Raw genomic sequence first — 25,958 nt, 5'->3', positions numbered from 1 at the left:
CAGGTAATATTTCTGTTTCTAGTAATTAACTAAAATCTTACGAAATAGCCGCAATTGAAGAACAAGTAAATAAGATTGCAAATAGCATTGTATTAGAAAATCAAATGAATAAAGTTAGTAATTCTCTTGAACAGTTAGCGAATAATAATTTCACAACACAAAAACAAAAGGGAAAATGGGCGTGGTCCAAATATGATCATTACCGTGTTACAGTAGAGGGAAAGGCAGCTGGGAGTAATTGCAGCAGCAATTTTAAACCATATTCCTTATGTTGGCTGGATTGCTGCTGCCGCTGCTCAAGTAATGATCCAATTGAAAATGAAAACAGGTTACTTCTCCGCACGTTGGGGAACACGTGCAGACACTGACATTTGTTACTTATGGAGAAAGAGACATTTAAAAATGTTCTCAGACAGTAAACGTAAAAATAAAAAACTGGACGAAATAAGTTCTCCAGGAAAAATGTATATGTGTGGAACTGGTTGAAAAAAAATAGCCCCATTCTAATGCAGACTAGGGTGTCTTTTATTGCTGTTTTTGTTCTTTTAGTTTTTTGAAAATCACAAATTGATATACTCCAAATAGTACGATTAGGATGATGATTGCAGTAAATATTTGATCGACTGGAAGCAAGAAATATACGACAATAAAAAATAAAAGCAAAACAAAATAACCTATATTGAACGCTCTTTTAAATGTCATCATATTACCTCCTTTTTACAATCATATCACGTTTTACCTACCCTTATAACCAACTTTTCCCAATTAAAACACAAAAAACCCATATCCAATAAAGGACAGGATTTACTTATTTCGATGCTTTTTGAAGAGCTGCTTTTGTCTTCGGATCATAGATACCTTCAGCGCTAAGCCATGCATGAGCTGGGACCGCATTTTCTGTTTTTGGTCCAAAGTAGCCGTCTATCCCATTGTTTTTGGCTTCCTTTTCAGGATAGAAAAATACAGCAGACAGTGCTTCCTGTAGAGCTTTTACTCTAGCACCCCTTGTCAAAGGCTCGGTCACTTTAACGATGCCAGATGGTAAGTCGAACACTTTAGTCGTTTTGATCCTAAAAATACTGAGAAACAATCTGGTGGATAAAGTTCGTCCCCAATTCGTCCCCAATCAAAAGAAACAGAACAAATATTCGTTGTCAAAAAAACAAAAAACCCTTGCTTAGCAAGGGTTTCAACGATGATTCCGACTGGGCTCGAACCAGCGACCTCTACCCTGTCAAGGTAGCGCTCTCCCAGCTGAGCTACGGAATCGGGTTATGTATCAGTTCTGGGCTTTCTGTTACTGACATTCTCTATTATATAACCATCATGATCAGTCGTCAATGGTTTTGTTCAAAAAAGGTCAAAAAGCCGGTAACCGGACCGGCTTTTTTCTCTCCTTTATGATTGGTTCACAAGAACTGGCTTAAGTTGATCGAGTGCTTGTTTGAAGTCGCGTTTAAGGTCTTCTCCGTTTTCGACCCCTACACTTAATCGAAGCAGGCCATCTGTAATCCCTCTTTTTTCTCTTTCTTCTTTTGGCATAGCGGCATGTGACATTTTGGCTGGGTATGACAGAATGGATTCGACGGCGCCAAGGCTGACGGCGAATACAGGTAATGTGACAGCATCCACCAATTCTTTGACAGCTGCTTGGTTTTCTAATTCAAATGAAAGAACAGCTCCTGCTCCGCTTGCCTGCTTTCGCTGAATGTCCGCCCCTGGATGGTCATCTAAGCCTGGATAGTACACTTTTTTCACCGCAGGATGCTCTTTGAGAAATGAGGCCAGTTCGAAGGCCGTTTGGCTTGCTTTTTCTAATCTGACCTGAAGGGTTTTTAACCCTCTTAACACAAGCCAGCAATCCTGCACGCCAAGCACCGCACCAAAGGAGTTTTGCAGCGAATAGAGTTCTTCTCCCAGCTTCTCGTCTTTCACGACAGCTAAGCCTGACAGTACATCACTGTGACCGCTCAAAAATTTCGTTGCGCTGTGCAGGACTACGTCAACGCCAAGGTCAAGCGGACGCTGAAGAGCGGGTGTTAAAAATGTATTATCTAAAAAAGTCAGACAGTCATGTTCTTTCGCAAGCTGGACGACGCCCTCAATATCCGTAATACCTAGAGTCGGGTTTGACGGTGTTTCCATGTAAATGACTTTTGTATTCGATTGAATGCCTCTTTTGACTTCATTCAAATCCGTCATGTCCACAAAGGTATGCTCAATGCCAAATCGAGAAAGTACTTGGGTGATCATCCGAAATGTACCACCGTACACCTCTCTTGTGACAAGGACGTGATCCCCCTTTGATAATAGAAGAAAAGCAGTTGAGATGGCTGCCATGCCTGATGCAAAAGCAAGCCCTCTTGTTCCTCCTTCTAGCGCCGCAATCGTATCCTCTAATGCTTGACGTGTAGGAGTCCCCGATCTTGAGTAGTCATATTGACCAAATTCATCGAAGCTGCTTTGATGAAAGGTGGATGCATGCTGAATTGGCACACTGACTGCACCTGTTGAACGATCTGTTTTAAACGCATTATGAACGAGTTGGGTTTCGAGTGTCCAATCGTGTGTGGTCATTTGGCGTGTACCTCCTCTTTCACTTGTGATAGTGCCTGTTTCAGGTCTGCTTTCAGGTCATCTACGTGCTCAATGCCAACGGAGAAACGGAGCAGTTTGTTACAAACGCCATTTGCAATGCGAATCTCCTCTGGGATATCCATATGCGTTTGCGTTGCAGGATACGTAATAAAGCTTTCGATTCCGCCAAGACTTTCAGCAAAACAGATCGTTTTCAGCTGCTTCAAAAATGGATTGACCCAGTCCTCCTTGGCTACACGGAATGACAGCATTCCTCCCTTGCCTGGGTAAAGGACATCTTGAATTTCTGACTGTTTCTTTAAAAACTCTGCCAGCTCCTTCGCATTTGCCTCGTGCTGGCGCATTCTAAGAGCCAGTGTTTTCATTCCTCTCATTAAAAGCCATGAGTCAAACGGAGATAAAACGGCTCCAATTGCGTTTTGATGCTGGAACATGTCTTCAGACAGCTGCTCTCCTTTTGTCACCACAAGACCGGCAAGGACGTCATTGTGTCCGCCTAAATATTTGGTTGCGCTATGGATGACAATGTCCGCTCCAAGTGTAATCGGCTTTTGCAAAACGGGTGTGTAAAAGGTGTTATCGACAATGACCAAAGCGCCATATTCTTTTGCAATCTTTGCTATTTTTTGAATATCTGCTTCCTGCATAAGTGGATTTGTCGGCGTTTCAATAAAGACCGCTTTTGTGTTTGGCGTGATTTTAGAACGTAAACAGTCTTCATCTGAAAAATCATCGTAAAGAAAACGTAAGCCGTACTTTTTCCATTCGTTTTCAAACAAACGGTATGTACCGCCATATAGGTCTGATGAGACGATGAGTTCATCTCCGCTTTCAAATAATGCCATGATCGTTTGGATCGCAGCCATTCCCGAACTGAAGGCAAAGCCGGCCGTCCCTTCTTCGAGTGAAGCAATCGCATCCTCTACAAGCTGCCTTGTTGGGTTTTTCGTTCGAATGTAATCAAATCCGGTTGATTCCCCTATGCCTCTATGTCTGTATGCTGTTGAGAGATAAACGGGGGGACTGACCGTGCCAGTCGCCTCTTCGCTGCGGTTTCCAATTTGCGCTAATGTCGTTTCCACATGTTCTGTCATTTGACACCATCCTAAGTAAAAATCTGATTTCAAAACAGAAAACCCCTTCTTCATAAGAAGAAGGGGTTTTAATCGCTTCCTCTTATCTTCCAAGCAAAAAAGCTGCTTGCTGGATTTAGCACCTTGGTACATCACATGAAGTGATGCATACCGGTTGCTGAGGTTTCAAAGGGCCAGTCCCTCCACCTCTCACGATAAGAATGTGTTGTCTGTCTGTTCTAATTCTTAATACTGTAACGCATTAAATCTCATTTTTCAAGAGGAATCGGACCAATTAATTAAAATTTTCTGTATTTTATAACAGATTCGATGTCAACTGAATGGATTGCATGTTAGCATATAGGAACAACGCTGTTTTTCATGTTACAATGAATGGAAACGTTTCACTTTGTGATGAAATTGGTTAGCTGGAGGAATGGATTATGGTGAAGAAAACAGGCATTATTCAAGAAGAAACCTTACATTCAAAAGAACTTGGGGCGGATATGACCCTTTTGATCTATTTACCAGTCAATTACTCCCCCCTTTATACATATCATGTCATCATTGCCCAAGATGGTCATGATTATTTCCGCTTAGGCAAAATAGGCAGACAGGCGGAAGAATTGATGCAAAACAAAGAAATGGAACGCTCGATTATCATTGGTGTCCCTTATGAAAATGTCTCGGAAAGACGGAATACGTATCATCCAGATGGCACAAAGTTTGAAGCATATAAACGCTTTTTAGCAAATGAACTTGTCCCTTATATTGATACGCACTATCCAACCTATCAAATTGGATCAGGACGCACGTTTATTGGTGATTCGCTAGGTGCTACGATTTCTCTTATGACAGCGATTGATTATCCTTCTTTATTTGGCGGGCTGATTTTGCAGTCTCCTTACGTTGATGATTCAGTCCTAGAAGCCGTTAAACAGTCGACAGCCCTTTCTCCTTATGCCATTATCCATCAAATTGGGGTGGAAGAAACGGCTGTGAAAACGACAGATGGCCAAGTGCTTGATTTTATTCAGCCGAACGAAGATTTAAAAGCCCTTCTTGAACAGTCAGGTGCGGATTATTTATTTGAGACATTCGAAGGGGATCATAAATGGACGTTTTGGCAGCCGCTCATTGCGCCTTCGTTAAAAAGAATGCTCCCATATTCGTTAATCAACTGAATTTTGTTATAATAAACAATAATAAATACTTTCTTAATCAGGAGGGAACACGATGAAATACGGAGTTGTTTTATTTCCATCAAAAAAATTGCAAGATATTGCGAACTCTTACCGGAAGCGTTATGATCCGAACTATGCACTCATACCGCCTCATTTAACATTAAGGACACCTTTTGAATTAACGGATCTAGAAGCGGCTGAGGTCGTCTCAACGTTAAGAGAGTATGCAAAAAATGCTTCTCCTATTACGTTACGTATTAAAAAATTCAGTTCATTCGCTCCTGTAAACAACGTCATTTATATGAAAGTAGAACCGAACGAGGAAATCATGGCGCTCAATGAAAGGTTGTACGCAGATCCACTTGCTGGCACACCTGAATATGCTTTTGTTCCGCATGTGACAGTAGCTCAAAAACTATCAGATGATGAGCATTCAGACGTACTTGGTACATTAAAGCTGAGAAAGATTGACCATGAAGAAACCGTGGATCGCTTCCACCTTTTATATCAGTTAGAGAACGGATCTTGGACCGTCTATGAAACATTTATTTTAGGAGAAGAGGGTTAAGGACATTTGAAAACAGTCATCGCAACAGCACAAACACAACGAGAAGATGCATACTACGTTCGAAAAGAAGTGTTCGTCAAAGAACAAGAAGTCCCGTTAGAGATTGAAATAGATGAACTAGAAGACGAGGCTATTCATTTTGTCATTTATAATGATGAAATGACGCCTCAGGCAGCCGCTAGACTGCGGATCATTGAAGGGCCAAAGGCAAAGCTGGAACGAATTTGTGTGTTAAAAGAGGCGCGCGCTTTCGGCCTTGGCCACAAACTATTAGAAGCGCTGGAAACAGAAGCCATTGCTAATGGAGCGAAGGAAGCGGTTATGCACGCACAAGTCCAAGCTCTTCCTTTCTACGAAAAGAAAGGCTACAAAGCCGTTTCTGAACCGTTTGAAGAAGCAGGGATCACACATGTCAAAATGACAAAAACACTATCTGTTTGACCAAAAGAAAAAGCGAGAGCATCCATGATGCCCTCGCTTTTCTTTATCATCGTTCGTCAAGGGAAGAAAGCGCAATCATTTATATATACGCATTAATATGAACGCCTTTGCCTTCTTCCATAAACATATCTCGTACAAAGCGTTCCCGCTTTTTTTGCTGTACTTTCGTTTCTGCTTCTGTCACTAAGTCCTCTTTTTTCTCCAGCTCTCTGTATACCTTGTCATGAAAGGTGCGAGTAACCTTTGTTACTTTCGCGTAGTCTTCTTTATCCTGAGGAGCAGGACGATTGATATATTGAAAATACAGATCCGGCTGAATCGGGGCTATATATCCCATCAAGAACGCCTCCTTTGCTTCTCTTCTACTCTACTATTCCCTAATTATGACTGTTTGAAACACGTCTCATTTGATATGATTAGATGTGTTTCTTTTTAAGATTGATTAACTATTGGAGGACTAGCTTTGAAATGCGCACGACGACATGATCGAACGATCTCATTACATACGTATTCGAGAGAACATTATCAATTCCTCCATGACGAGGGAAAAAAAGGGCACTTATCCTGCCCATATTGCGGACAACCAGTCTTTTTCAGATTAAATATACATGAAGAACCTGCCTTTATTCATAAACATATGACTCAGCAAGAGATGTGTGAACAAGCAGAAGAACAAGAAGATCAGAAAAAAAATGCAGAGCAAGAGGAAAGTGCTTCCTATAAAGAACTTGGGGGCTTCCGTTTTCCAACAGGTAAACAGATCATCTCGCAAACGAATGAATCATATGACTGGCAGGAACCAAGGTCGATTCAATTTAGCGATGCGTTACATTTACAAGAGAATGAACAAGCACATACCATCGATCTCTTTCCGCATATTACCTTTAGCACACCGCAGCTTCAAGCTGTCACACATAAAGACGGTCCAATGCTGGTGCTGGCTGGCGCTGGCAGCGGAAAAACAAGAGTCTTGACAGCAAGAGCGGCATATCTCATGTCACATCATCATATTCCTGCTCACCATATCTTACTCGTGACTTTCACCACAAAAGCCAGCAGTGAAATGAAAGAAAGACTGCGCAAGCAATACCAGCTTCACCCATCACAAGCAAGCCAAGTGGTGACAGGCACCTTCCACAGTCTTTTTTATAAAATGCTGCTTCATGACGATGCAAGCAAATGGAACGGCCAGCACCTGATCAAGTTTGACTGGCAGAAGGAACAGTACATTCGAAAAGCCATCATGAATGAAGGACTTGATGAAAAAGACTACCCTACCGATCAAGTACTGCAATCGATCGGCTTTTGGAAAAATGCTTTTTTACCAGGCGAGCTTCCTGATTTGAAGGATGAAAAGGAAAAACACATGTGGACGATCTATCAATCTTATGAACAGCAAAAACGAGACAATCAGCAATTTGACTTTGATGACATGGCAATCGCCTGCTTGCACATGCTGACAGAACAGCCTGAATTGCTGAAACGATATCAAGAACGGTTCAAGTATATTTTAGTGGATGAATTTCAGGATATTAATCCAGTTCAATATCAATTGATTCAGCTTTTAGCTGGAGAATCTGAGCAGCTATTTTGTGTAGGTGATGATGATCAAGCCATTTATGCCTTTAGGGGCAGCAATCCTGCTTTCATTCTTGAATTCAAACGGGACTATCCTTCGGCTCAAATCGTCCATTTACATGCGAATTACCGGTCGCATCATACGATTGTCGCAAGTGCGGATGCCATTATTAAGAAAAATCAGCATCGTTATGAAAAAACGTTAAAAGCCGTCCGTGCGGAGACAATCCCGCCTACGCTCTTTTATCCATATGACGAGGAAGAGGAAGCGACCATGATCGTGGCAGATATTCAGGAGAAAATTACAAACGGCGCAAAGCCGAATGATATCTGCGTGCTCTTTCGCACCAATACAGGAGGCCGCGCGATTTATGAGCGTCTGCATCAATCCGCGATTCCGTATGAGACGGAGGCTGGTGTCAAAGCCTTCTACAGCAGACGAATTGTTCGGGTTCTTCTCGCCTTTCTCTCTTTAAGTCAGGATGCCGATGATGTGGCTGCTATGAAACAGCTGCTTCCGGTTTTCTTTTTAAAGCAGCAGACCTTGAACACGATGAAGGCACTGACCATCACGGAAGATTGTTCAATGGTAGACGCACTCGGAAAACTAACAGATATTCAGCCGTTTCAACGGAAAAAGCTGCAATCCATTGTTCCTCTGTTCCGCACGTTACGAACGTTAAAGCCGTCTGACGCTGTGGCGTTTATTGAACAAAAGATGGGACTTGGTGATTACTTAAAAAAACGAGTGAACGATACGAATGTGCTTGAAAAAGGGGCGGATGATGTACGAGATGTAAAAACCGCCGCCAAACGCTTTGAAACGATTGAAGCCTTTCTCGCACATGCCGAACATATGAAATCTGCCGAAAAGGAAAAAACAGATGAACCAGGTGTTCAGCTAATGACGATTCACCGCGCAAAGGGACTTGAATTCCAAACGGTGTACATCACTTGCGTGGTCGACGGAGCACTGCCTCATGATTTCTCACTCGATGAACTAAGAAACGGTGATGAAGAAGCCCTAGAAGAAGAACGCCGTTTATTATACGTGGCCATGACAAGAGCTGAACAATCTCTTTATCTATCTGTTCCATCATTTAGGCGAGGAAAAACCGCTCATCGCTCGCGCTTTTTGTATCCCCTACTAAAGAAAAACCGAGAATTATTCACAGAAAAACAACAGGCCCCCCTTTAAGCGGAGAGCCTGTTGTTTATTTTTTGTTGTTCATCATTTTAGCGATTGTATTGAAATCAAGCTTTTCTTTTCCACTTGTAATCGATTGAACGATTTTGTCTTCCATTTCTTTAGGTACACGCTTATTCGCAAGCTGCGCTACTTTTTTAATGACGCCTCGAACCGTTGCTTCATCTTTAAAGTTGGCATTTTGCAAAGAACCTGCAAGCTTAAAAACATCATTCATATTCACACCCGTTTTATTTTCAACGCTTTTAAAGAATTTATTATCCATTCATTTGCCTCCTCTTTGTGGAGTAATCACCTTACTATATGAAAATAGGCGAGATATGTGCCTATCCTAAAGCCTTGTTTGCCCAAAGAGAAAGGAAAGCAAAAGGCTCCCCCATTGCTTCCCTCACCTTCTTACTGTTTAGTTAAAGAAAGAAGCACCAACGATGATTAGAAGGATGAAAAGCACGACGACAAGAACAAATGTTGATCCATATCCGCCGCCATAACCTCCGCCGTAGCCGCCGCAAGAACCGCCACCGTAACCGTAACAACTCATATATAAGCACCTCCTCTTCTCCCTTACAAAATATGAAAAATACTACAAATGGTTTGGACGATCACATAAAAAAGTGCGGAATTTTTATTTCTGCTGTTTAAAGACGTAATCTGCCTCTCCATGACGCATCATGAATGCTTCTGTTTCTTTCGCAAAAGCATCCATCTTCTCGCCAAATACCTTTAAGTGCTGCTCAAGATCATTCGCTTTATCCGCTAGATCCATTTCACCCTTTTCGTGCGCTTGTTCTTTTCCATCATGAGGTTTAGTGAACAAGGAGCCGATTAATTGTTCGAATGCATCCATTCTGGTCACCCCTTCTCTCTTACATATGCATCACTCAAAAAAAGGGCAACAAAAAAACCGGATAAATCCGGCTTTTGTTTTTTCTTCTATTGAGGTTTCTTTTTCTTTCCACAACCGCAATCTGCTTTTTTGATTTTCTTCGTATAAACAGATTGTTGATTTGACTGCGCTGGATAACCTTGAAGCATATGTGACGGTGTTTCAGTTGGTTTCATCGCAACCCTTCCTTTCCTATTCCATGATAGTATATGCATTTTTTGAAAGCGTGTCTGATCAGTATGCCTGTTTATTTCACCAGCTTTGAGACGATCGCTTCAATAATGCCTGCTGCCGCGGCAATTGCTAATAGTAAATTAAGCCACATGCTGATGACAGGAAATAGTATGTATATCAGAAGTAAAGCAGCAGTGCACCACATGCCAGTACACCAATAACAGCTTAACAGCTCTCCTACCCAAGACCGCAGCCCTTTACCTTTAATGATGATATATGTCTCCACTTCACCTTGTTCATTGACCTCTTCCTGTTCTTCATGAAATAAACGGCGGAAAGGAGCAGCAATGGTATCAAACACAATCAGCCTCGTCAGTCTAAAGGATGCGAGGGCAAACACGACAAATGACAAAGCACCACTCAGGAGCCTCCACCTCCTTTTTTCTTCTTTTTTGCGTCCTTTCTTTATATATGCAAAAAGAAAGACCGCCATGATGAATCGAGCGGAAATAAAATTGGGTTGTACTTTTTCACGCTTTCCGATTCCACCTTGAGCCTCTGCTGCATTAAATAATGTATAGATAAGAAAGGAGTGAAAGTATTGTCTATTGAAGAAAGTGCTGATTTATTATACACACAACTGTTAAACGAATTAATCAGCAGTTATGATGATTTCATTGAGATCAAAGATTCCGAAAATGTCACAATTCATAAAACAGATGTAACAGCTGCACTCTCCCTTCAAGCGACCGTAACGACAATCATTACTCTTTTAATTCAACTTCTTGTACCAGACGATGAATTGGCTGCAGACATCACAGATCAGCTTTTATCCACACAACAAGTGACAGTCCAAAAGAAAACTGTGATTCAAATCATCAACTGCTATAACATTACGATTACATTATCAGATGCATCCATTATGAACTCCGTCCAAATTCTCACTCAAACATTGAATGTACTCTTAGTTGAAGCCGGCATTCTTTGACCCTTTCTTTTCTAACATGACGTATGAAAGAGGTGAAATCATCGTGGCTGAAGAGAACGAAAAAAAGGAGTTTCAAATCAATACTGATGTTGATCCATTAACGAGTCTTCTTGTAAGTGATGTGTTAAACAAAAACAATATCACAGATGATCAGAAAGCAAATATCTCAGATGATCAAAGAAGAATGATTTTGAAATTAGTCGAGGACTTACAAAAAAAAGCAAATGATTTCGTAGAACAGCAGCAGGAGAAAAAAAGGCAGGCTGAGGCAGCAAAACATGCGGAAGAAGTACAGCCTGAACCAAAAGTACGTCCAAAACGAAATTCACTTCGAGATCGTATTCAGCAGCGCCGTGATGCGCAGCGTAATAACGATTAAATAAAAATGGGTTGCCTGCTAGGGTAAATGCCCGAGACAAAACCACGCATTCCAGCATTTAATAAAGTAAACGGAAGGAGGAATAGAAATGGATTCTAAACCATATTCTTGGGTCGCTCTAGATCGTAACTGTACACACCACGGACACCACGGACACCACGGACACCACGGCGATTACAACTATGAAAGAAAAGCAGTTTGTGATGGCCACTATTATGATGATGAAGATGTCTTGCAAGACTTTGATCAATTGAGTTTTACAAAGCAGACATCTGAGGAAGTCATTATCGTCAGAGACTCTTGTGACATTAACGTCTCTTCTGTTGATGCACAGGTTGCAGCATCTATCCAAGTAGCTGTTCAAACAGCGATCATCACCATTACAAATATCTCAATCGCAGACGGTGATCTGGCTGACCGCGTCACACAAGATCTTTTACAAGCCGCTACTCACAAACAAACAAACCGCCAGAAACTTGTCATCGAAAATTCAAGAAACGTTACAGTATCGACAATCGATGCGGATATCTCGATCGCGATTCAAACACTTACTCAAACACTTGTTGCGACAATCGTTGCAATTGGTATCCTCTAATGTCCAAAAGCAGAGCGAAAAGCTCTGCTTTTCCTTTTATAAAAATACAACAAATATAAATAGTCATTTACCCACACCAACTAGAGGGCGCATACATATGTTGTTAAGGACTAAAGTCAAATACCTTGTTAAAGGAGCTGAAATCCATGAGCTGCGGAAAACACCATGGCCGACATGATGAAAACTGTGTATGCGATGCGGTTGATAAGATTTTAGCAGAGCAGGAAGCTGTAGAAGATAAGTGTCCTACGAGCTGCTACAGTAATTTATTAAGCCCGACAGTTTCTGGAAAAGATACAATTCCGTTTTTAATTTTTGATAAAAAGGGCGGATTGTTTTCTACTTTCGGAAACATTGGAGGATTTGTTGACGATTGCCAATGCTTCGAATCCATTTTCTTCCGGGTTGAAAAATTACACGACTGCTGTGCTACGTTATCTGTATTAAGACCAGTTGATGTACACGGACATACGCTAAGCGTGTGTCACCCTTGTGACCCTGACTTCTTTGGTCTAGAAAAAACGGACTTTTGTATTGAGGTTGATCTAAACTGCTTCTGCGCGATCCAATGTTTAAACCCAGAGCTTGTCGACAGAGTCATGCCATCGAAAGATAAAAAGCATCATCATCACGGCTAAACCAATCGTCCGTTGACCTAACTTGTCATGAGTCAAAGCATCCCCTTCCTTACGAATGACAGCCAATCATGCGGAGCAGTCAGCATAAGAGCTGCCGCTTCCGCATTGATTGAAAGTAGAAGTATCAACTGGCAAAACAAAAAAGCTTGTAGATGATGACAGTGCTCAAACACTCAAACAAATTTCCTAGTATAGGAGGGTTGAATATGAGCCGCAAACATTCATGGAGCTGTGTAGCAGAGGCTGTTGAAAATATTAACGACTTACAAAGTGCCGTCGAAGAAGATTGCCCGACCAGCTGTTACAGCAATCTCCTTTCTCCATCACATTCATTAGGTGACACTGTCCCGTTTGTTCTCTTTACATCCAAATCAAAACCATTCGTCGCATTCGGAAACGTCGGAGAAGTAGATGCAGGTCCTTGCTTCAGCACTGCATTTTTCAGAGTCGAACACATCTGTGATCACTGCGCAACACTCAGCTTGCTTATTGCATTTGACAAAGACCGTCATATTTTAGATTTTACAGATAAAGATTCCTTATGTGATGTGTTCCGATTAGAAAAATCGAAGTATTGCATTGAAGTAGATCTTGACTGCTTCTGCGCAATCGAGTGCTTAAATCCACGACTCATCAACCGTAACTGCTAACAAAAAAAGTCCCTCTATGGGACTTTTTTTATTCGTTAAAAGCCAAGCGGATGAATCGAGGAAATTTCATCTATTGCTAATTCAACTGGATTTCCCCCGCCCGCTGTTCGAATGACCACTAGATCTTCTTTTCGATCCATGATAATCCCTCTATATGTTTTACCATCAGCTTCAATCAGGCAAAGGGCTCTTGGCATATTATGAGGCAGGCTTGTGAGAAAATCGACTTTTTCGTCAATACTCATCTGACTTAAAGGCTTTTTCACTCGTTTTCTTCTACGTTCTTCTTTTGTTTCATGAAATACACCTTCTGGCGGCTTTTCCTCTTCTCGCTGGGGTTTTCGTTCTTGTATAAGTTCTGGTTCTTGTGTGATGTCTTGTTCTTGTGTAAGCTCTGCTTCTGGCGTGATGTCTTGTTCTTGTGTAAATTCTGCTTCTTGTGTGATGTCTTGTTCTTGTGCAAGTTCTGCTTCTTGTGTGATGTCTTGTTCTTGCTGAAGTTCAGGCGGCCCGACTTCTTTTTTCTTCTCTATTTCTTGAGCCACGGGTTCCTCGTGCGTGCTTTCTTCGATCACGTCTTTTGCACTCTGATGACTTTCTTGCGGTTTTTCTGATTTCTTTCGTTTTCTCACGATATTTTGCATGGCCGGCATTGATTCATCATAGCTCGGCTGAACAATATACATAAGCGGCTTCTGGTTCTCATCACCTTTATTTGACATACTAATCCCTCCCGAATGATTCATTCCTTATATATATGAGCGGATGTCTCAAATCAGAAGAAAAATAAAAAAACAGCATACCCATCTTTGGTATGCTGCAATTCAATGATTCGTTTAGCGGGCAATGATATGGAAGCCAGAATCAACATGCAGATTCTCACCTGTCATGCCGCGTGATAGATCACTGAATAAGAATAGAGCTGTATCGCCAACTTCTTCAGGAGTCGTTGTACGGCGAAGCGGTGCACGTTCTTCAATATCCTTCAGGATTGTATTAAAGCCGCTGATGCCTTTTGCAGACAGCGTACGAATTGGACCAGCAGAAATACTGTTCACACGGATACCTTCTGCGCCTAAATCAGCTGCTAAGTATTTCACACTTGCTTCAAGTGCTGCTTTCGCTACACCCATTACGTTGTAGTTAGATACCACACGCTCTCCGCCTAGGTATGTAAGCGTGACGATGCTTCCACCTTCTGTCATCAATGGACGTGCTGCTTTTGCTACAGCTGTTAATGAGTATGCACTAATATTGTGCGCCAAAAGGAAACCTTCACGGTTCGTGTTTAAGTATTCACCGACAAGTTCTTCCTTGTTTGCAAATGCAATCGCATGCGCAACGCCATGAATGACTTGTACTTTTTCTTTAATTGTAGCGAAACATTTTTCAATCTCTTCGTCACTTGTCACGTCACATGGAAGAATGATTGAATCATTGCGCTCAAGTGTGCTTGCAAGTTCTTTTACAGATTCAGCAAGACGATCTCCAACATAAGTAAAAATCAAACGAGCTCCAGCTTCGTGAAGTGAGCGGGCAATTCCCCAAGCGATGCTTCGTTTATTGGCAACACCCATCACCACGATATTACGGCCTTCTAAAGAAAAGTTCATATGTAATAAAGCCTCCTATTTTTTCAAGACATAGTATTAGTACCTGATCATAATATTATCACAGATCATGAGAGAATGACAATTTCCGCTGAAAGAAAGTTTCTTTTTCATCAAAAAACCGTCCTCGCAAGTGAAGACGGTTCGATTCTCTTATCGTTTGAGCCTGTTTTGCTGATAAGCAAAATGGTTGGTAGGTCCATGTCCAGCGCCAATATTCAAAGGGAATTTGATGGCTTCATGGACAAAGGTTTCTGCTGTTTCAAAAGCCTCTCTCATGGAGTATCCTTTCGCAATTTCAGCTGTTAATGCCGCTGCAAACGTGCAGCCTGTGCCATGTGTATGTGGGGTATCAATATGTTCGTTTGTGACTTCTATAAAGCCTTTTCCATCATACAACAGATCTGTTATCATACCGCCAGAGGGGCCGTGTCCCCCTTTGATCACGACATGTTTCGTACCAAGCTCATATAGACGTTCCGCTGCTAGATAGCGATCCTCTTTTGTCTGAATGCGCATGCCTGTCAGCACTTCTGCCTCAGGAAGATTCGGCGTTACGGCATAGCTGACAGGCAGCAAGTGTGTTTTCAACGCAGAGACCGCATCTTCATTTAATAAAGAAGCCCCTCCCTTTGCGATCATGACTGGATCGACAATCAGCTTCATCTCATATTGAACCGTTTTTTCAGCAACCGTATTGATCATTTCGGCACTCCACAGCATTCCTGTTTTGACGGCATCTGGCCGTAAATCTTCTGCCACTGCATCTATTTGGCGCTCTAACGCCTCGATTGAAAGTGGATATATCCCGTGAACGCCAAGTGTGTTTTGCGCTGTAATCGCTGTAATCGCAGACATTCCATATACACCGAGCTCCTGAAAGGTTTTCAAATCTGCCTGAATGCCAGCTCCGCCGCCAGAATCAGAACCCGCGATGGTGAATGCTTTTTTGATCGTCATTTCATCACACCTCTCATTAGCCAATCCATTGATGATAAATGGTTCTTGCTTTGGCCATATCATTTGTACCATGTACAAGTGCTCTGCCATCTTTAAATAAAACAAGCTTATATTCATCCTTTTGACAAGAAAGTAAATACGGATTTTCAAGCACATCCATTCCTGCTTTCTTTAAGCGAATAGCCACTTCGTGTAATGGTGGCGGGATTTCAGTAGCACTGCGGATTTGTACCGTATTGCGGCCGCATAGTACATCTGCCTTCGCTCTCTTGTCATAGGAGAGAAAAGGATATGTCTTCAGCCCACAGCTTGGACATTGCTTCTTCTTTAAGGAACTGGCTGATCGGATGTCAGATCGTTCATTGGTCCATAAATCAAAGGATCTTAAAATTGGCGTCACTTGATGGCCTGTTAAATATTTAAGGGCATCTGCCACTTGATATGCCGCCACCTGCTGCACCACTGGACTAATGATACCGGCTGTATCACAGGTCATGCCTTGTGCGGGTAAATGTTCAAGCAGGCAGTGTAAACACGGGGTCTCACCAGGAATCACAGTGAATTGAATACCATAGCTGGCTACACAGGCTCCGTAAAGGAACGGAATTTGATGTTTGACAGCAGCATCATTTGCAATCATCCTCACCTCAAAATTATCCGCTGCATCCACGATAATCGAAGCCCCGCTGACCAGTTCATCAATGTGTTCAGCGGTCACATCGACGACGATTCCTTTGACATGCACGTCTCTGTTCACCTGCTTGAGTCTATTTTCAGCCGCCACAGCCTTTGGCAGCCGATCATGCACATCTTGCTCCGTGTAAAGCTGCTGACGCTGAAGGTTGCTCCATTCAATATAATCTCGATCCAAAATGGTGACAGATCCAACGCCAGCACGAACGAGCATTTCAGCACTAGCTGTTCCAAGCGCCCCTGCACCAATAATGACGGCCTTTGAGTCATTTAACCGTTTTTGCCCCTCTGTGCCGATTGGCTGAAAGAGCTCTTGGCGTGAATAACGTGTGCTCAAAATGCCGGCATTCCTTCCTGCGGACTGCTTGCTGTCCCATAGTTTTTCAAAGGAATCCGTCCTGCCTCGAAGCCTAGTCTTCCTGATTCAATCGCCAGCTTCATGGCTTTTGCCATTTTCACAGGGTCCTTTGCACCTGACACAGCTGTGTTCAGTAATACAGCGTCAGCCCCTAGCTCCATCGCATAAGCCGCATCCTTTGGAGAGCCTACACCAGCATCAATAATCACCGGTACCTTCGCCTGCTCGATAATAAATGAGAGATTCAGAGGGTTTAGTAAGCCTTGCCCTGAACCAATCGGTGAAGCCCCTGGCATGATAGCATGGACACCGAGCTCTTCTAATTTTCTCGCCAGCACCACATCATCAGATGTATAGGGCAGCACGATAAACCCTTCTTCGAGTAGCATTTCCGATGCTTTTAACGTTTCGACTGGATCTGGCAGAAGAGACCTTGAGCAGCCAATGACTTCTACCTTGATCATGTCACACAGTCCAGAAGCCTTCGCTAAACGAGCAATACGAACTGCCTCTTCCGCAGTACTTGCACCAGCTGTATTCGGAAGCAGCGTATATTTTGATAAATCAAGCTGCTCCAAAAAATTAGGCTGAGATGCTTCGAAAATGTTCATTCTTCTCACAGCAAAGGTTAAAATTTCTGCTTCCGAAACGTTCACGGCTTCTTTTTGAACTTCAAATGATGGATACTTCCCTGTACCAAGTAATAATCTTGATGTGAATGTTTTTCCGCCAATGTGCAGCATGTTGTCATCCTCCTCCTACAAAGTGAACGATTTCAATCGTGTCATTAGATTGAATTTTTACTTGTTGAAACGCTTCTTTGTCAATAATTTCTTGGTTCTTTTCCACGATCACTACTCTATTTTCAAGCTGATAGGCTGATAGCAGATCATAGATCGTTCCATTCTCTTGATCGAAATCAACGATTCTGCCATTCAATTGAATTTTCATACAAACAGTGCCTCCTTTCGGCCAATACGAAACGCGTGAAGCCATTCCTTTTTGACCGGTTCACCTAATATCAGGTCGCGAATGATCTCTCCAGTAATCGGGGCAAGTAAAATGCCATTTCTGTAATGCCCTGCAGCAAAAAGAATACGCTGATCTTCTGGATGTCTTCCAATGTAGGGATGCCGGTCGCTTGTCGCCGGGCGAAGACCGGCCCAGCACTGATCAATCGGCATCTCCTTGATCGAAGGCATAAGCTGAGACGCCTTTTGAATCACAGCTTCGATGCCGCCAAGCGTTGGAACAGCCTGCCATTCGTTTGGCTTCATCGTTGCGCCAACGACCAGTTTGCCGCTATCTCGTTGAACGATATAACAATGATCATGGTAAATGGTGTGTGCGAGTGCTGGGCCATTATTCCATACAGACACACACTCCCCCTTTACTGGATAAAGAGAATGAGATAATCCAAGCTCTTCAAAAAAACGGCCAGACCATACACCACTCGCTACAGTCAGATCATCACATGTGAATGTTCCCTTCGTTGTTCTAATTGCTAACGCTTCTTTCTCCCGCTTCACTTCAATCACAGATGTACACTCTTTCACATCCGCCCCGTACCGGACCGCCGCCTGCCAAAATGCCCGGCATACCGCATAAGGTTCGACATGAACATCCTCTTTAATCAAACCTGCTCCTAGAATGTTATCTGCCATTTGAGGCATGCATTTTTTTACGCTGCTTGCGTCAAGCCACTCAAATGTAGACAAATGCTGCATCCGGCAAAGTGCTTGTTTCTCTTCTTCTGTAAAAGCTACCTTCATGATACCGCCCGCTGATGTCCGAATATCAATGCCAGATTCATGCTGTAGATCGACTTTTAACTTCTCGTACAATGCCTGGCTTGCTCTGCCTGCTTGGAAAAAAATATCCTCATGACCCTCTCCTTCAGCATGTGCACCGAGCATCCCAGCAGCCGCACTTGTCGTTTGCTTCCCTACCTCATTCGCCTCAAATAAGACGACCTGCTTTCCTGCTTTTGCAAGGTGATAGGCAATGGACATTCCTATGATTCCACCACCAATGATTGCAACGTCATAATGCTTCTTCATAAGGATGCTCCTTTACCTGTTTAGAAAATGCTTGTGCCATCATGCGCGGCTGATGATGAGTAAAAATCCCAGACATGACAGCAATCCCTTTCACATTCGCGTGTTTCAATTCTGGAATGCGGTCAGGTGTCAATCCACCGATCGCCACCACTGGAATAGACAGTGAAGATGTCAGTTCTTTCACAAGCTGTACGCCTCTTGCCTGAAGTCCTGGTTTACAAGTGGTGTCATATACGTGCCCAAACATGACATACTCTGCTCCATTTTTCTCCGCTGCTTTCGCTTCTTCTATCGAATGAACAGAGACACCCGCATGAAGGTGAGGGAATTTTTGCCGCAGCTCTTTTGGCGAAAAGCTATGGCCTGGGAGATGTACCCGGTGAATATTGGTGAGCAGTGCAACGTCTACTCTGTCGTTGATGATGAGCTTCTCTTTCGGTACACCTTCTAAAAAGAGTCTTTTCACGAGATCAACAAGCTCACTTGCTGTTTTAGACCGTTCCCGGATATGAATAAAATCCACTTCAGGTGCGATGGCTTTTATTTGTTTGATCAGTTCATCCACAGGAAGCGAATCATTTGTCACTGCGTGGAGTTCCATTTGCACCAACCCCATCTAAGCATGCTGTTTGCCATGTTTCTTTTTGATACGCCATTTCCCAGAAATGGTACTCGTAATAGCTTGAAATCACAAAATTTTCTTTCATATTGGCCCGTACATGTTCTGGTGCTTTCTCGGCTAGTTCATCAAAGCGGTTGACCTGTTCAAAGACGAGCTCCTTAAACCAATCCCCTCCATATGTCAAAATCCATTCCTGATAAATCGGATGGTCAGGTGTGGTTTGTTTCAGCTTTTCACCCACCTCATAATATAGCCAGTAGCACGGCAATAATGCGGCTAAAATCTCTTCAAATCGTCCGCTTTTCACAGATCGGTACATATGAGAGGTATACGCATAAGCAGTCGGAGAAGGCTTAAAGTTCTCGATGGCTTCATCTGAAATCTGCAAAAGCTCTGTGAACTTTCTATGCAGCGACAGCTCTGCTTCATACGTACCCTGCGCATGATACGCCATTCTGCCCGTCGTATGTAAGTCCTCACTAATCGCTGCGCCATATGCTTGCACCTTTGCAAAATGAGTTAAATAATATGAATCCTGCATCACATAATACGTGAAACGATCGAGTGAAAGCGTGCCATCTCCAATCCCTTTGACAAATGGGTGTGTGAAGCTTCCATTCCACCATGTTGCTGCTGCTTCTTTACATTCAATTGAAAACGTCATGTTTCTCTCCTCCTGTTTCTCCATATAAAAAAGCCACTTTCCGCGTGGAAAGTGGCTTGGAATTTGTAAAAAGCATAGTCAAAAACCGCACCACTTCCCTACGCAGGTATGAACCTGTTCAGGTAATGAGGGTCTAAAAGTCGACACTTTTATCTCAGCCCTTTTAAAGGACTCCCCTAGTGGATCAAATATATGATGTTGTACTTCTATCTTAATCAGGAATTGTTCATTGGTCAAGGGTTCATTCTTACTCTAATTGGGCTCTTAGTCCTGCCACATACTCACGAGAGCCTGACACAAGCACACGGTCGCCGCTTTTAAGCGTCGTATCTCCATGTGGTACTAAGCTGTCTACCCCTCTGAAAATACGGACAAAGACCAAATCACCGGTAAACGGAAATTCCCTCAGCATGACATTGTGATAACGATGATTGTTCATTTGAATTTGATACAAAGAAGTATCCTCATTTGTTAATAATCGAATCGCATCCGGTGCTTCAATCAAGGCTCTTAGCACCGTTTTAGATGATAGGAAATTAGAAAACGTATCAATGCCTGCTTCCTTCAATGTCAGCTCTGTCTCAGCTTTGTTGACACTAGCAATGACTTGTTTCGCTCCTTCTTCCTTTGCAAATAAAGCAATTTCCTTATTTTTCGTCTCACTGCCTGTTGCGACGACGAGGACATCCTCCTGGCCAACGCCTGCCTTTCGCAGCGTCTCATCGTCGTACTCTTCAATCGATTCGACTTCAAAGATGGAGTCAGCAAGCAGCGCTTCTTTATTTTCTTGAAAGACATGCAAAATCCGAATATCATATTCATCCTGATGTAAATCAAGTGTGACAGGTAAGGTCAGCTGATTTGCACCAATAAAGGTCACACGTTTTTTATGGCTCGCAGCTTGTTCTTTTTTAAACAGCGCTTTAAACCAAACAGGCGTTAAAATACTCGTGAGTACCGCGACTAGAATCAGCGCTCCAGACATTTTATGGTCAATGACTCCGAGCCGCTCCCCTATCGTCGCAGCTGCAATGACGAGTGATAACGTCGATGTTAATAAAAAGCCAGAACCGATCACTTTTTTCATGTCATACCATTTTTTCAAATAAAGAATCGGGATGAGCTTACTAACCAGTAATGCAATAAACAGCAGCGGGATCATGATCATAATGGTTGGGTCCTTGAACAGTGCCCATATATTTAAATCCACTCCGACCATCACAAAGAAGATGGGGATCAAAAATCCGTAGCCAAATGAATCCAGCTGCTGGACAAGCTCTTTATTCGGCGAAAGAAGGGACACAAGTACGCCCGCTAAAAACGCCCCAAGAATATTTTCAGCACCGAGTGATTCAGATAAGGCAACTAAGACTATAATGAGAGTAAAGATCGCCCTTGTCCCAATTTGCACGGTCCCTTTTGACATGGACTGAAAAATCGACTTTGTCTTAAATACGCGGCCAAATAAATAAAGCAGAATGCCCGCAGCAAATAATAAGAGCAGAAGCCACATATTCCCTGTACCATCGCCATAAATGGAGGAAAACACAGCAAGTAAAATCATCGTCACCAAATCAGCAATGACGGCGACAAGCAAGATGATTTGACCGATATTCGTCTGCATTAACTTTTCCTCTTTTAAGGTAGGAACCACTACCCCTAATGAGATGGTCGATATAATGAGCGTCATTAAAAAGGCATTTTGGATAAACCCTGCAAGTACAAACGCATAGGACAGGATAAAAGAAATACTAAATACGCCAAGAAAAATAATCGTGGCTGCCTTAAACGTATTTGGTTCTTTTAGACCATTTGGCAGTTCTCGTGCTTTCTTCTTTGACTCAAAAGAAGAAAAATCTATTTCAAGTCCACTTAAAAACATCAAAAAAATAAAACCGAGCATGGATAACGTGTCTAACCATGCATCATGTTCAACTACCAGTTGAAGACCGCTTTTTCCAATGATGAGCCCCATGATGATTTCAGCAACAACGACCGGAATGGTCAGCTTAAACCGGTGCAATAAAAGTGGGGTGAAAAAGGCGACAATAATAACGACAACGAGTGATGAAACAGATGTATGCTCCATTGGCTAAAGCCTCCTAACATTGATGTTTAATCTTTTAAGTTTTACGTTAAAGCATTGATTTTAACAATTGCCTAAATGAAAAGAAAGCCATTCGTTATATGTTCTAAAATTCAAACTTCTTTAACCCCGATGAATGGATGAGAAAGATCAGGAGGAAATCTTATGAAATTTGATATCATTGGAGATATCCACGGCTGCTACGAAGAGCTGCTTACCCTCATACACAAACTAGGATACGAACTCAAACATGGATTACCCGTCCATCCTGATAAAAGAACGCTAGCCCTTGTCGGTGATTTAACAGATCGAGGCCCTCAGTCAGTAGATGTGATGCGATTTGTCATTCATGCCTACGCACACGGCGCGATCCGCTACGTACCTGGCAACCATTGCTTTAAGCTTTATCGCTATTTGAAAGGAAATCCCGTGAAATTACTTCATGGCATCGAAACCACAGTGAACGAAATAAAAAAGCTGCCCCTTCATGAACAAACCAAATTGTCACATGAATTTAAGCAGCTATTTGAGAAGGCTCCGCTTTACGATGTACTCATTCCTGATGAACTGATTATTGCTCACGCAGCGATGAAGGAAAAGGACATTGGAAGAAAGCCGAACAAACAGATGCGATCCTATCTATTATTTGGCGCGGTCACAGGAGAAACATGGCCGGATGGACGACCTGTGCGGAAGGATTGGGCAAAGGAATATCGCGGAAAACCGTGGATTGTCTACGGACATACACCAGTGAAAGAACCCCGATTCGTTGGCAGAACCGTCAATATTGATACAGGCTGCGTATTTGGCCACCGGCTGTCTGCCCTCACATATCCTGAGCTTGAAACGGTCTCTGTTCCTTCCTCTATGCCTTATGACGATTCAAGGTTTCAGCATTTCACATCATAAAAAAACCCGGTCCTGCGCTTGCAGGTAGCCGGGTTTCTCTATTTAAAGCAGCAATGATTTCATGTCTTCAGGAAGCGGAGCCGAGAATGTCATTTCCTCCCCAGTCATCGGATGAGGAAAGACAAGAGTCTCACTATGCAGTGCCTGCCGGTTCATCCGCTCACTCGTTCCGCCATATAGCGTATCTCCGATGAGCGGGTGACCAAGATACTTCATATGAACACGAATTTGATGTGTTCTCCCAGTTTCAAGCGATAGAGCCACATCTGACATGTTCAACTCAGCGTCCACCGCTCGCACTTTAAAATGCGTCACTGCTTCCTGTCCAGTATCATCGACCATTCGCTCGATGATACTATCTCCTTTTCGGGCAATTTTTGCACGAATGGTTCCATACTTTTCCGAGATCATGCCATGTGTAAACGCTCTGTATGTTCGTTTGACCGCTCCACTTTTTTGCGCCTTTGATAAAAGGCTGTGGGCAAAGCGATGCTTTGCCACGAGCATGACGCCAGATGTATCACGATCAAGGCGGTTCACCAAATGAACCGTCAGCCGAACAGACTGCTCTGCATAATGGTGCAGCAATCCATTCGCAATACTGTGCTCTGGGTGCTCCCGAGAAGGAATGGACGGGATATATGGCTTTTTATTCAGCACAAGGACATGCTCATCCTCAAATAAAATATCAAGCGGAATCGGAGCAGGCTTCAGCCCTTCACTCACTTTTTCCTCTGGGAATAAAATGGTGAGCCTGTCTCCCTTATGCAGCTTGTATCTCACAGTCACATGCTCTCCATTAATGAGGAGATCACCGCCATCAAATTTAATATCCGTCAGCATCCTTTTCGAAATGCCAAGATCTATTAAATAATCCTTTAAAAGCAGCCCTTCTTCTTTGGCTGTCATGGTTTTGTTTAGCGTAAAGTATTCCAGCGAGAACGACCTCTTTCTTATTCTCCTTTTCCGATAAAGGAATCTTGCACCCTTTTCCAAAACGGAAAAGGTCTAAATCGGGCAAAACGGACATTCTCGTCGGCTACCCGGCATTGAATGGATTTAACGTCCTTATGAAGCAACGTCAGATGATCAATGGTTACCTGAAAATCGACATCATTCATCGGTTTAATGACACAAGTATGGTGGTCTGGCAAAATAAGCGGTGAACCGACCGTTCGAAACACTCTGTTGTTGATTGAAGCCATTTCTGCCAGCTGAATGGCTCTAATGGAAGGATGAATAATGGCGCCTCCAAGTGCTTTATTATAGGCTGTACTGCCAGACGGTGTAGACAGACAAAGACCGTCACCTCTGAATGTTTCAAACAGCTGACCCCTAATTTCAACATCTGCCACAAGCGTCCCTTCCATACTTTTAATGGTACATTCATTCATCGCTAAATATTTCTCTTCTCTGCCGCCGTCGTTGTATCTGACAATGACTTCTAAGATCGGATATTCCACAATGTGATAAGGCGTTTTCGCAATAGCTAAGACGAGTTTTTCAATTTCACTTGGCACCCAGTCAGCATAAAAACCAAGATGACCTGTATGAACACCGACAAAAGCTGTTTCATTCAGACGGTCGCTATAACGGTGAAACGCATAAAGAAGGGTGCCGTCTCCACCAACCGTAATGACAAGATCCGGTTCCTCTTCATTGAGTTCCATCCCAAAATCCAATAAGTAGGTCTGAATTTTATTTTTGAGTGTGTCAGATACAGAATTCCCTTTCGAAGAAACTGCAAATTTCATGAATTCTTCTCCTTTTCCACCTTGCTGCTATGAGAGGGCAGCATCATATTTGATCAAGCTCAGGTCAGCTGTCATTTTTCTTTTTCCGGGAAAATGCCACTTGTGCTTCTTGAATTTCCCCTCTAATTTCAGACATCTCATCATCAAGAAGAGATGCTGCCTCAGAAGCTCTTTGAAGGCGCAGCTTGACTTTCTCCGGGATATTCCCGCTATATTTATAATTCAGAGAATGCTCAATGGTCGCCCAAAAGTTCATCGCAAGTGTACGAATTTGGATTTCGACGAGGAGCTGCTTCTCTCCGCTGATCGTTTGCAGCGGATATAACACAACAAGGTGGTACGAACGGTATCCGCTTTCTTTATGTTCTGCAATATAGTCGCGTTTATCAACAACCACAAAGTCTTTTCGTGACTGGAGCATTTTTTTCACGACTTGTATGTCTTCTACAAACTGGCACATAATGCGCAGCCCAGCAATATCCTGCATCGTTTCAATTTCATGCATCGGGATGTTTTTACGCTTTGCCTTTTCTAATATGCTGGCAACAGGTTTCACTCGGCCTGTGACAAATTCTACTGGTGAATGGTCATCCTCGAATTCATACAGCTTTCGAATGCCTTTTAGTTTCACTTTTAATTCTTCGACTGCTTGTTTATACGGTGCGAGGAATTGATCCCATTGTTTTTTGTCCATGAAACTTCCCCCAATTCCATATACCTAATTATTTCAGAGGAATGTGCTCTTCACTTTCTCTTCCATATCTCCGTAATTGGCATTGTCTTTAATATTGTCGATTAAATAATGTAATTCTTGATGAAGCTGAATGAGTTCTAACGAAAGTTCTCCCGCTGCCAAATAGACAGGGATGTCAAGATTCATTGCTTCTTTTAATGGAGCCCATGTATGTTCCCCTAAGATAAGATACGAAAAGGACTCCTCGTTTTCAAGTATGTAAACGAACGCAAAGTGATCAGAATCAACAAGCATTTGTCCTGACGCTTTTGCTTTTTGGATTTGCTCTTCTGACGTGGTCGTCAAAATTAGCCTGTCTTCTTTTAAAGTTGCTTCTGTGATTTCAATTCGGTTTTGCATCATGATCTCCTTTACAACAAAGTACAGCTTTATTTTATCATATCAAGTTCAATATTGATAAACCGAACTTTTTGAGAAAATCCTATTTTCTTCTTATAAATGATCCTTTCACATGATTCTCCATTTATTTTGGCACATGTGGAAAGAGAAATAAGAGATAAAAACAGCCTTTTACATGATGAACACACTT

General features: G+C 42.6%; 34 protein-coding genes, 1 tRNA gene and 2 riboswitches. Of the genes, 10 read left to right on the top strand and 25 right to left on the bottom strand.

The genetic code is table 11. The annotated features are described in order from the left end of the window. Positions 1–525: 525 nt before the first annotated feature. The 5 genes from MHH26_RS03755 to MHH26_RS03735 form a co-directional block, all read right to left on the bottom strand. Positions 526–702 carry a hypothetical protein gene (locus MHH26_RS03755; RefSeq protein ID WP_307499470.1) on the bottom strand — a complete coding sequence of 59 codons (177 nt, stop codon included), beginning with the start codon at positions 700–702 and terminating at the stop codon, positions 526–528. Positions 703–808: 106 nt separating this feature from the next. Then, a complete protein-coding gene (locus MHH26_RS03750; RefSeq protein ID WP_340972394.1) occupies positions 809–1,054 on the bottom strand; it encodes a peptidoglycan-binding domain-containing protein in 246 nt (81 codons plus the stop codon). A gap of 142 nt (positions 1,055–1,196) precedes the next feature. Further along, positions 1,197–1,269 (bottom strand) — tRNA-Val (locus tag MHH26_RS03745). A gap of 129 nt (positions 1,270–1,398) precedes the next feature. Then, positions 1,399–2,577 carry a cystathionine beta-lyase gene (gene metC / locus MHH26_RS03740; protein WP_106048792.1) on the bottom strand — a complete coding sequence of 393 codons (1,179 nt, stop codon included), beginning with the start codon at positions 2,575–2,577 and terminating at the stop codon, positions 1,399–1,401. Then, positions 2,574–3,692: a methionine biosynthesis PLP-dependent protein gene (locus MHH26_RS03735; RefSeq protein ID WP_340972391.1), complete on the bottom strand. Its 1,119-nt coding sequence runs from the start codon at positions 3,690–3,692 to the stop codon at positions 2,574–2,576. The genes metC and MHH26_RS03735 overlap by 4 nt, the downstream gene beginning before the upstream one ends. A gap of 79 nt (positions 3,693–3,771) precedes the next feature. Beyond that, a riboswitch (SAM riboswitch) is annotated at positions 3,772–3,893 on the bottom strand. Between the two features lie 221 nt (positions 3,894–4,114). Here MHH26_RS03735 and MHH26_RS03730 point away from each other — a divergent pair. Genes MHH26_RS03730 through MHH26_RS03720 form a run of 3 tightly spaced genes read left to right on the top strand, consistent with a single transcriptional unit; the run spans position 4,115 to position 5,864 of the window. After that, the gene (locus MHH26_RS03730) at positions 4,115–4,855 is read left to right on the top strand and encodes an alpha/beta hydrolase (protein WP_034663170.1); all 741 of its coding nucleotides are present in this window, start codon (positions 4,115–4,117) and stop codon (positions 4,853–4,855) included. A 52-nt stretch (positions 4,856–4,907) separates the two neighbouring features. Further along, positions 4,908–5,423 carry a YjcG family protein gene (locus MHH26_RS03725; protein WP_106031519.1) on the top strand — a complete coding sequence of 172 codons (516 nt, stop codon included), beginning with the start codon at positions 4,908–4,910 and terminating at the stop codon, positions 5,421–5,423. 6 nt (positions 5,424–5,429) lie between these two features. After that, on the top strand, positions 5,430–5,864 hold the full coding sequence (locus MHH26_RS03720) for a GNAT family N-acetyltransferase (protein ID WP_106031518.1): 435 nt from the start codon (positions 5,430–5,432) through the stop codon (positions 5,862–5,864). A gap of 79 nt (positions 5,865–5,943) precedes the next feature. Here MHH26_RS03720 and MHH26_RS03715 read toward each other — a convergent pair whose 3' ends face one another. Beyond that, positions 5,944–6,201 (bottom strand): hypothetical protein, encoded by a 258-nt coding sequence (locus tag MHH26_RS03715; protein WP_034663177.1) that lies wholly within the window; start codon positions 6,199–6,201, stop codon positions 5,944–5,946. A 126-nt stretch (positions 6,202–6,327) separates the two neighbouring features. Between MHH26_RS03715 and MHH26_RS03710 the strand changes: the two genes are divergently transcribed. After that, positions 6,328–8,640 (top strand): ATP-dependent helicase, encoded by a 2,313-nt coding sequence (locus tag MHH26_RS03710; protein ID WP_340972386.1) that lies wholly within the window; start codon positions 6,328–6,330, stop codon positions 8,638–8,640. Positions 8,641–8,656: 16 nt separating this feature from the next. Here MHH26_RS03710 and MHH26_RS03705 read toward each other — a convergent pair whose 3' ends face one another. The 5 genes from MHH26_RS03705 to MHH26_RS03685 form a co-directional block, all read right to left on the bottom strand. Then, positions 8,657–8,914 (bottom strand): stage VI sporulation protein F, encoded by a 258-nt coding sequence (locus MHH26_RS03705; protein WP_003212292.1) that lies wholly within the window; start codon positions 8,912–8,914, stop codon positions 8,657–8,659. 138 nt (positions 8,915–9,052) lie between these two features. Next, complete coding sequence (locus MHH26_RS03700; RefSeq protein WP_003212017.1) at positions 9,053–9,190, bottom strand: YjcZ family sporulation protein; 138 nt, start codon at positions 9,188–9,190, stop codon at positions 9,053–9,055. Between the two features lie 84 nt (positions 9,191–9,274). After that, a complete protein-coding gene (locus MHH26_RS03695; RefSeq protein WP_060596024.1) occupies positions 9,275–9,496 on the bottom strand; it encodes a hypothetical protein in 222 nt (73 codons plus the stop codon). An 86-nt stretch (positions 9,497–9,582) separates the two neighbouring features. After that, positions 9,583–9,711, bottom strand: a complete 129-nt coding sequence (locus MHH26_RS03690; protein ID WP_258182060.1) for a hypothetical protein — start codon at positions 9,709–9,711, stop codon at positions 9,583–9,585. 71 nt (positions 9,712–9,782) lie between these two features. Beyond that, positions 9,783–10,133: a DUF1360 domain-containing protein gene (locus MHH26_RS03685; RefSeq protein WP_340973785.1), complete on the bottom strand. Its 351-nt coding sequence runs from the start codon at positions 10,131–10,133 to the stop codon at positions 9,783–9,785. A 177-nt stretch (positions 10,134–10,310) separates the two neighbouring features. Between MHH26_RS03685 and MHH26_RS03680 the strand changes: the two genes are divergently transcribed. The 5 genes from MHH26_RS03680 to MHH26_RS03660 all read left to right on the top strand — a co-directional run bounded on the left by MHH26_RS03680 (position 10,311) and on the right by MHH26_RS03660 (position 12,959). Continuing rightward, positions 10,311–10,697 (top strand): spore coat protein, encoded by a 387-nt coding sequence (locus tag MHH26_RS03680; protein ID WP_106031516.1) that lies wholly within the window; start codon positions 10,311–10,313, stop codon positions 10,695–10,697. A gap of 43 nt (positions 10,698–10,740) precedes the next feature. Then, positions 10,741–11,076, top strand: a complete 336-nt coding sequence (locus MHH26_RS03675; protein ID WP_034663892.1) for a hypothetical protein — start codon at positions 10,741–10,743, stop codon at positions 11,074–11,076. 88 nt (positions 11,077–11,164) lie between these two features. Further along, complete coding sequence (locus tag MHH26_RS03670; protein ID WP_095285024.1) at positions 11,165–11,671, top strand: spore coat protein; 507 nt, start codon at positions 11,165–11,167, stop codon at positions 11,669–11,671. A gap of 146 nt (positions 11,672–11,817) precedes the next feature. Continuing rightward, positions 11,818–12,309, top strand: a complete 492-nt coding sequence (locus tag MHH26_RS03665; RefSeq protein WP_034663191.1) for a CotY/CotZ family spore coat protein — start codon at positions 11,818–11,820, stop codon at positions 12,307–12,309. Between the two features lie 206 nt (positions 12,310–12,515). Continuing rightward, the gene (locus MHH26_RS03660) at positions 12,516–12,959 is read left to right on the top strand and encodes a CotY/CotZ family spore coat protein (protein ID WP_106031515.1); all 444 of its coding nucleotides are present in this window, start codon (positions 12,516–12,518) and stop codon (positions 12,957–12,959) included. A gap of 35 nt (positions 12,960–12,994) precedes the next feature. Here MHH26_RS03660 and MHH26_RS03655 read toward each other — a convergent pair whose 3' ends face one another. The 10 genes from MHH26_RS03655 to MHH26_RS03610 form a co-directional block, all read right to left on the bottom strand. Then, positions 12,995–13,681 (bottom strand): CotO family spore coat protein, encoded by a 687-nt coding sequence (locus tag MHH26_RS03655; protein ID WP_106031514.1) that lies wholly within the window; start codon positions 13,679–13,681, stop codon positions 12,995–12,997. Positions 13,682–13,795: 114 nt separating this feature from the next. Then, a complete protein-coding gene (fabI, locus tag MHH26_RS03650; protein WP_034663198.1) occupies positions 13,796–14,572 on the bottom strand; it encodes an enoyl-ACP reductase FabI in 777 nt (258 codons plus the stop codon). Positions 14,573–14,722: 150 nt separating this feature from the next. Beyond that, positions 14,723–15,529 carry a bifunctional hydroxymethylpyrimidine kinase/phosphomethylpyrimidine kinase gene (gene thiD, locus MHH26_RS03645; RefSeq protein WP_034663200.1) on the bottom strand — a complete coding sequence of 269 codons (807 nt, stop codon included), beginning with the start codon at positions 15,527–15,529 and terminating at the stop codon, positions 14,723–14,725. Positions 15,530–15,545: 16 nt separating this feature from the next. Continuing rightward, entirely contained in the window at positions 15,546–16,559 is a 1,014-nt protein-coding gene (locus MHH26_RS03640) for a thiazole biosynthesis adenylyltransferase ThiF (protein ID WP_307499463.1), read from the bottom strand. Then, complete coding sequence (locus tag MHH26_RS03635) at positions 16,556–17,323, bottom strand: thiazole synthase (RefSeq protein ID WP_034322849.1); 768 nt, start codon at positions 17,321–17,323, stop codon at positions 16,556–16,558. The genes MHH26_RS03640 and MHH26_RS03635 overlap by 4 nt, the downstream gene beginning before the upstream one ends. Positions 17,324–17,327: 4 nt before the next feature. Continuing rightward, a complete protein-coding gene (gene thiS / locus MHH26_RS03630) occupies positions 17,328–17,531 on the bottom strand; it encodes a sulfur carrier protein ThiS (protein WP_034663206.1) in 204 nt (67 codons plus the stop codon). Then, positions 17,528–18,640, bottom strand: a complete 1,113-nt coding sequence (gene thiO, locus MHH26_RS03625; RefSeq protein ID WP_307499462.1) for a glycine oxidase ThiO — start codon at positions 18,638–18,640, stop codon at positions 17,528–17,530. Before thiO ends, thiS begins: the two co-directional genes overlap by 4 nt. Beyond that, on the bottom strand, positions 18,624–19,241 hold the full coding sequence (gene tenI / locus MHH26_RS03620) for a thiazole tautomerase TenI (protein WP_307499461.1): 618 nt from the start codon (positions 19,239–19,241) through the stop codon (positions 18,624–18,626). The genes thiO and tenI overlap by 17 nt, the downstream gene beginning before the upstream one ends. Beyond that, positions 19,216–19,926: a thiaminase II gene (tenA, locus tag MHH26_RS03615; RefSeq protein WP_307499460.1), complete on the bottom strand. Its 711-nt coding sequence runs from the start codon at positions 19,924–19,926 to the stop codon at positions 19,216–19,218. Before tenA ends, tenI begins: the two co-directional genes overlap by 26 nt. A gap of 78 nt (positions 19,927–20,004) precedes the next feature. Further along, positions 20,005–20,114, bottom strand: a riboswitch (TPP riboswitch). A gap of 59 nt (positions 20,115–20,173) precedes the next feature. After that, positions 20,174–22,015 carry a monovalent cation:proton antiporter family protein gene (locus MHH26_RS03610; protein ID WP_334748663.1) on the bottom strand — a complete coding sequence of 614 codons (1,842 nt, stop codon included), beginning with the start codon at positions 22,013–22,015 and terminating at the stop codon, positions 20,174–20,176. Positions 22,016–22,177: 162 nt separating this feature from the next. Here MHH26_RS03610 and prpE point away from each other — a divergent pair, with 162 nt between their 5' ends. Next, on the top strand, positions 22,178–22,921 hold the full coding sequence (gene prpE, locus MHH26_RS03605; RefSeq protein ID WP_034663218.1) for a bis(5'-nucleosyl)-tetraphosphatase PrpE: 744 nt from the start codon (positions 22,178–22,180) through the stop codon (positions 22,919–22,921). A 42-nt stretch (positions 22,922–22,963) separates the two neighbouring features. Here prpE and MHH26_RS03600 read toward each other — a convergent pair whose 3' ends face one another. The 4 genes from MHH26_RS03600 to MHH26_RS03585 all read right to left on the bottom strand — a co-directional run bounded on the left by MHH26_RS03600 (position 22,964) and on the right by MHH26_RS03585 (position 25,768). Then, entirely contained in the window at positions 22,964–23,830 is an 867-nt protein-coding gene (locus MHH26_RS03600) for an RluA family pseudouridine synthase (protein WP_340972375.1), read from the bottom strand. Positions 23,831–23,874: 44 nt separating this feature from the next. After that, entirely contained in the window at positions 23,875–24,675 is an 801-nt protein-coding gene (locus tag MHH26_RS03595) for an NAD kinase (protein WP_060596013.1), read from the bottom strand. A gap of 64 nt (positions 24,676–24,739) precedes the next feature. Next, on the bottom strand, positions 24,740–25,369 hold the full coding sequence (locus MHH26_RS03590) for a GTP pyrophosphokinase (RefSeq protein WP_034663227.1): 630 nt from the start codon (positions 25,367–25,369) through the stop codon (positions 24,740–24,742). 33 nt (positions 25,370–25,402) lie between these two features. Beyond that, positions 25,403–25,768, bottom strand: a complete 366-nt coding sequence (locus MHH26_RS03585; protein ID WP_307499458.1) for a UPF0738 family protein — start codon at positions 25,766–25,768, stop codon at positions 25,403–25,405. Between the last annotated feature and the right edge of the window lie 190 nt (positions 25,769–25,958).

Source organism: Bacillus sp. FSL K6-2839 (assembly GCF_038003365.1).
Classification (GTDB): Bacteria; Bacillota; Bacilli; order Bacillales; family Bacillaceae; genus Bacillus.
Note: the sequence above shows the minus strand (reverse complement) of the source record. Positions and strands in the feature narration are given on the sequence as shown.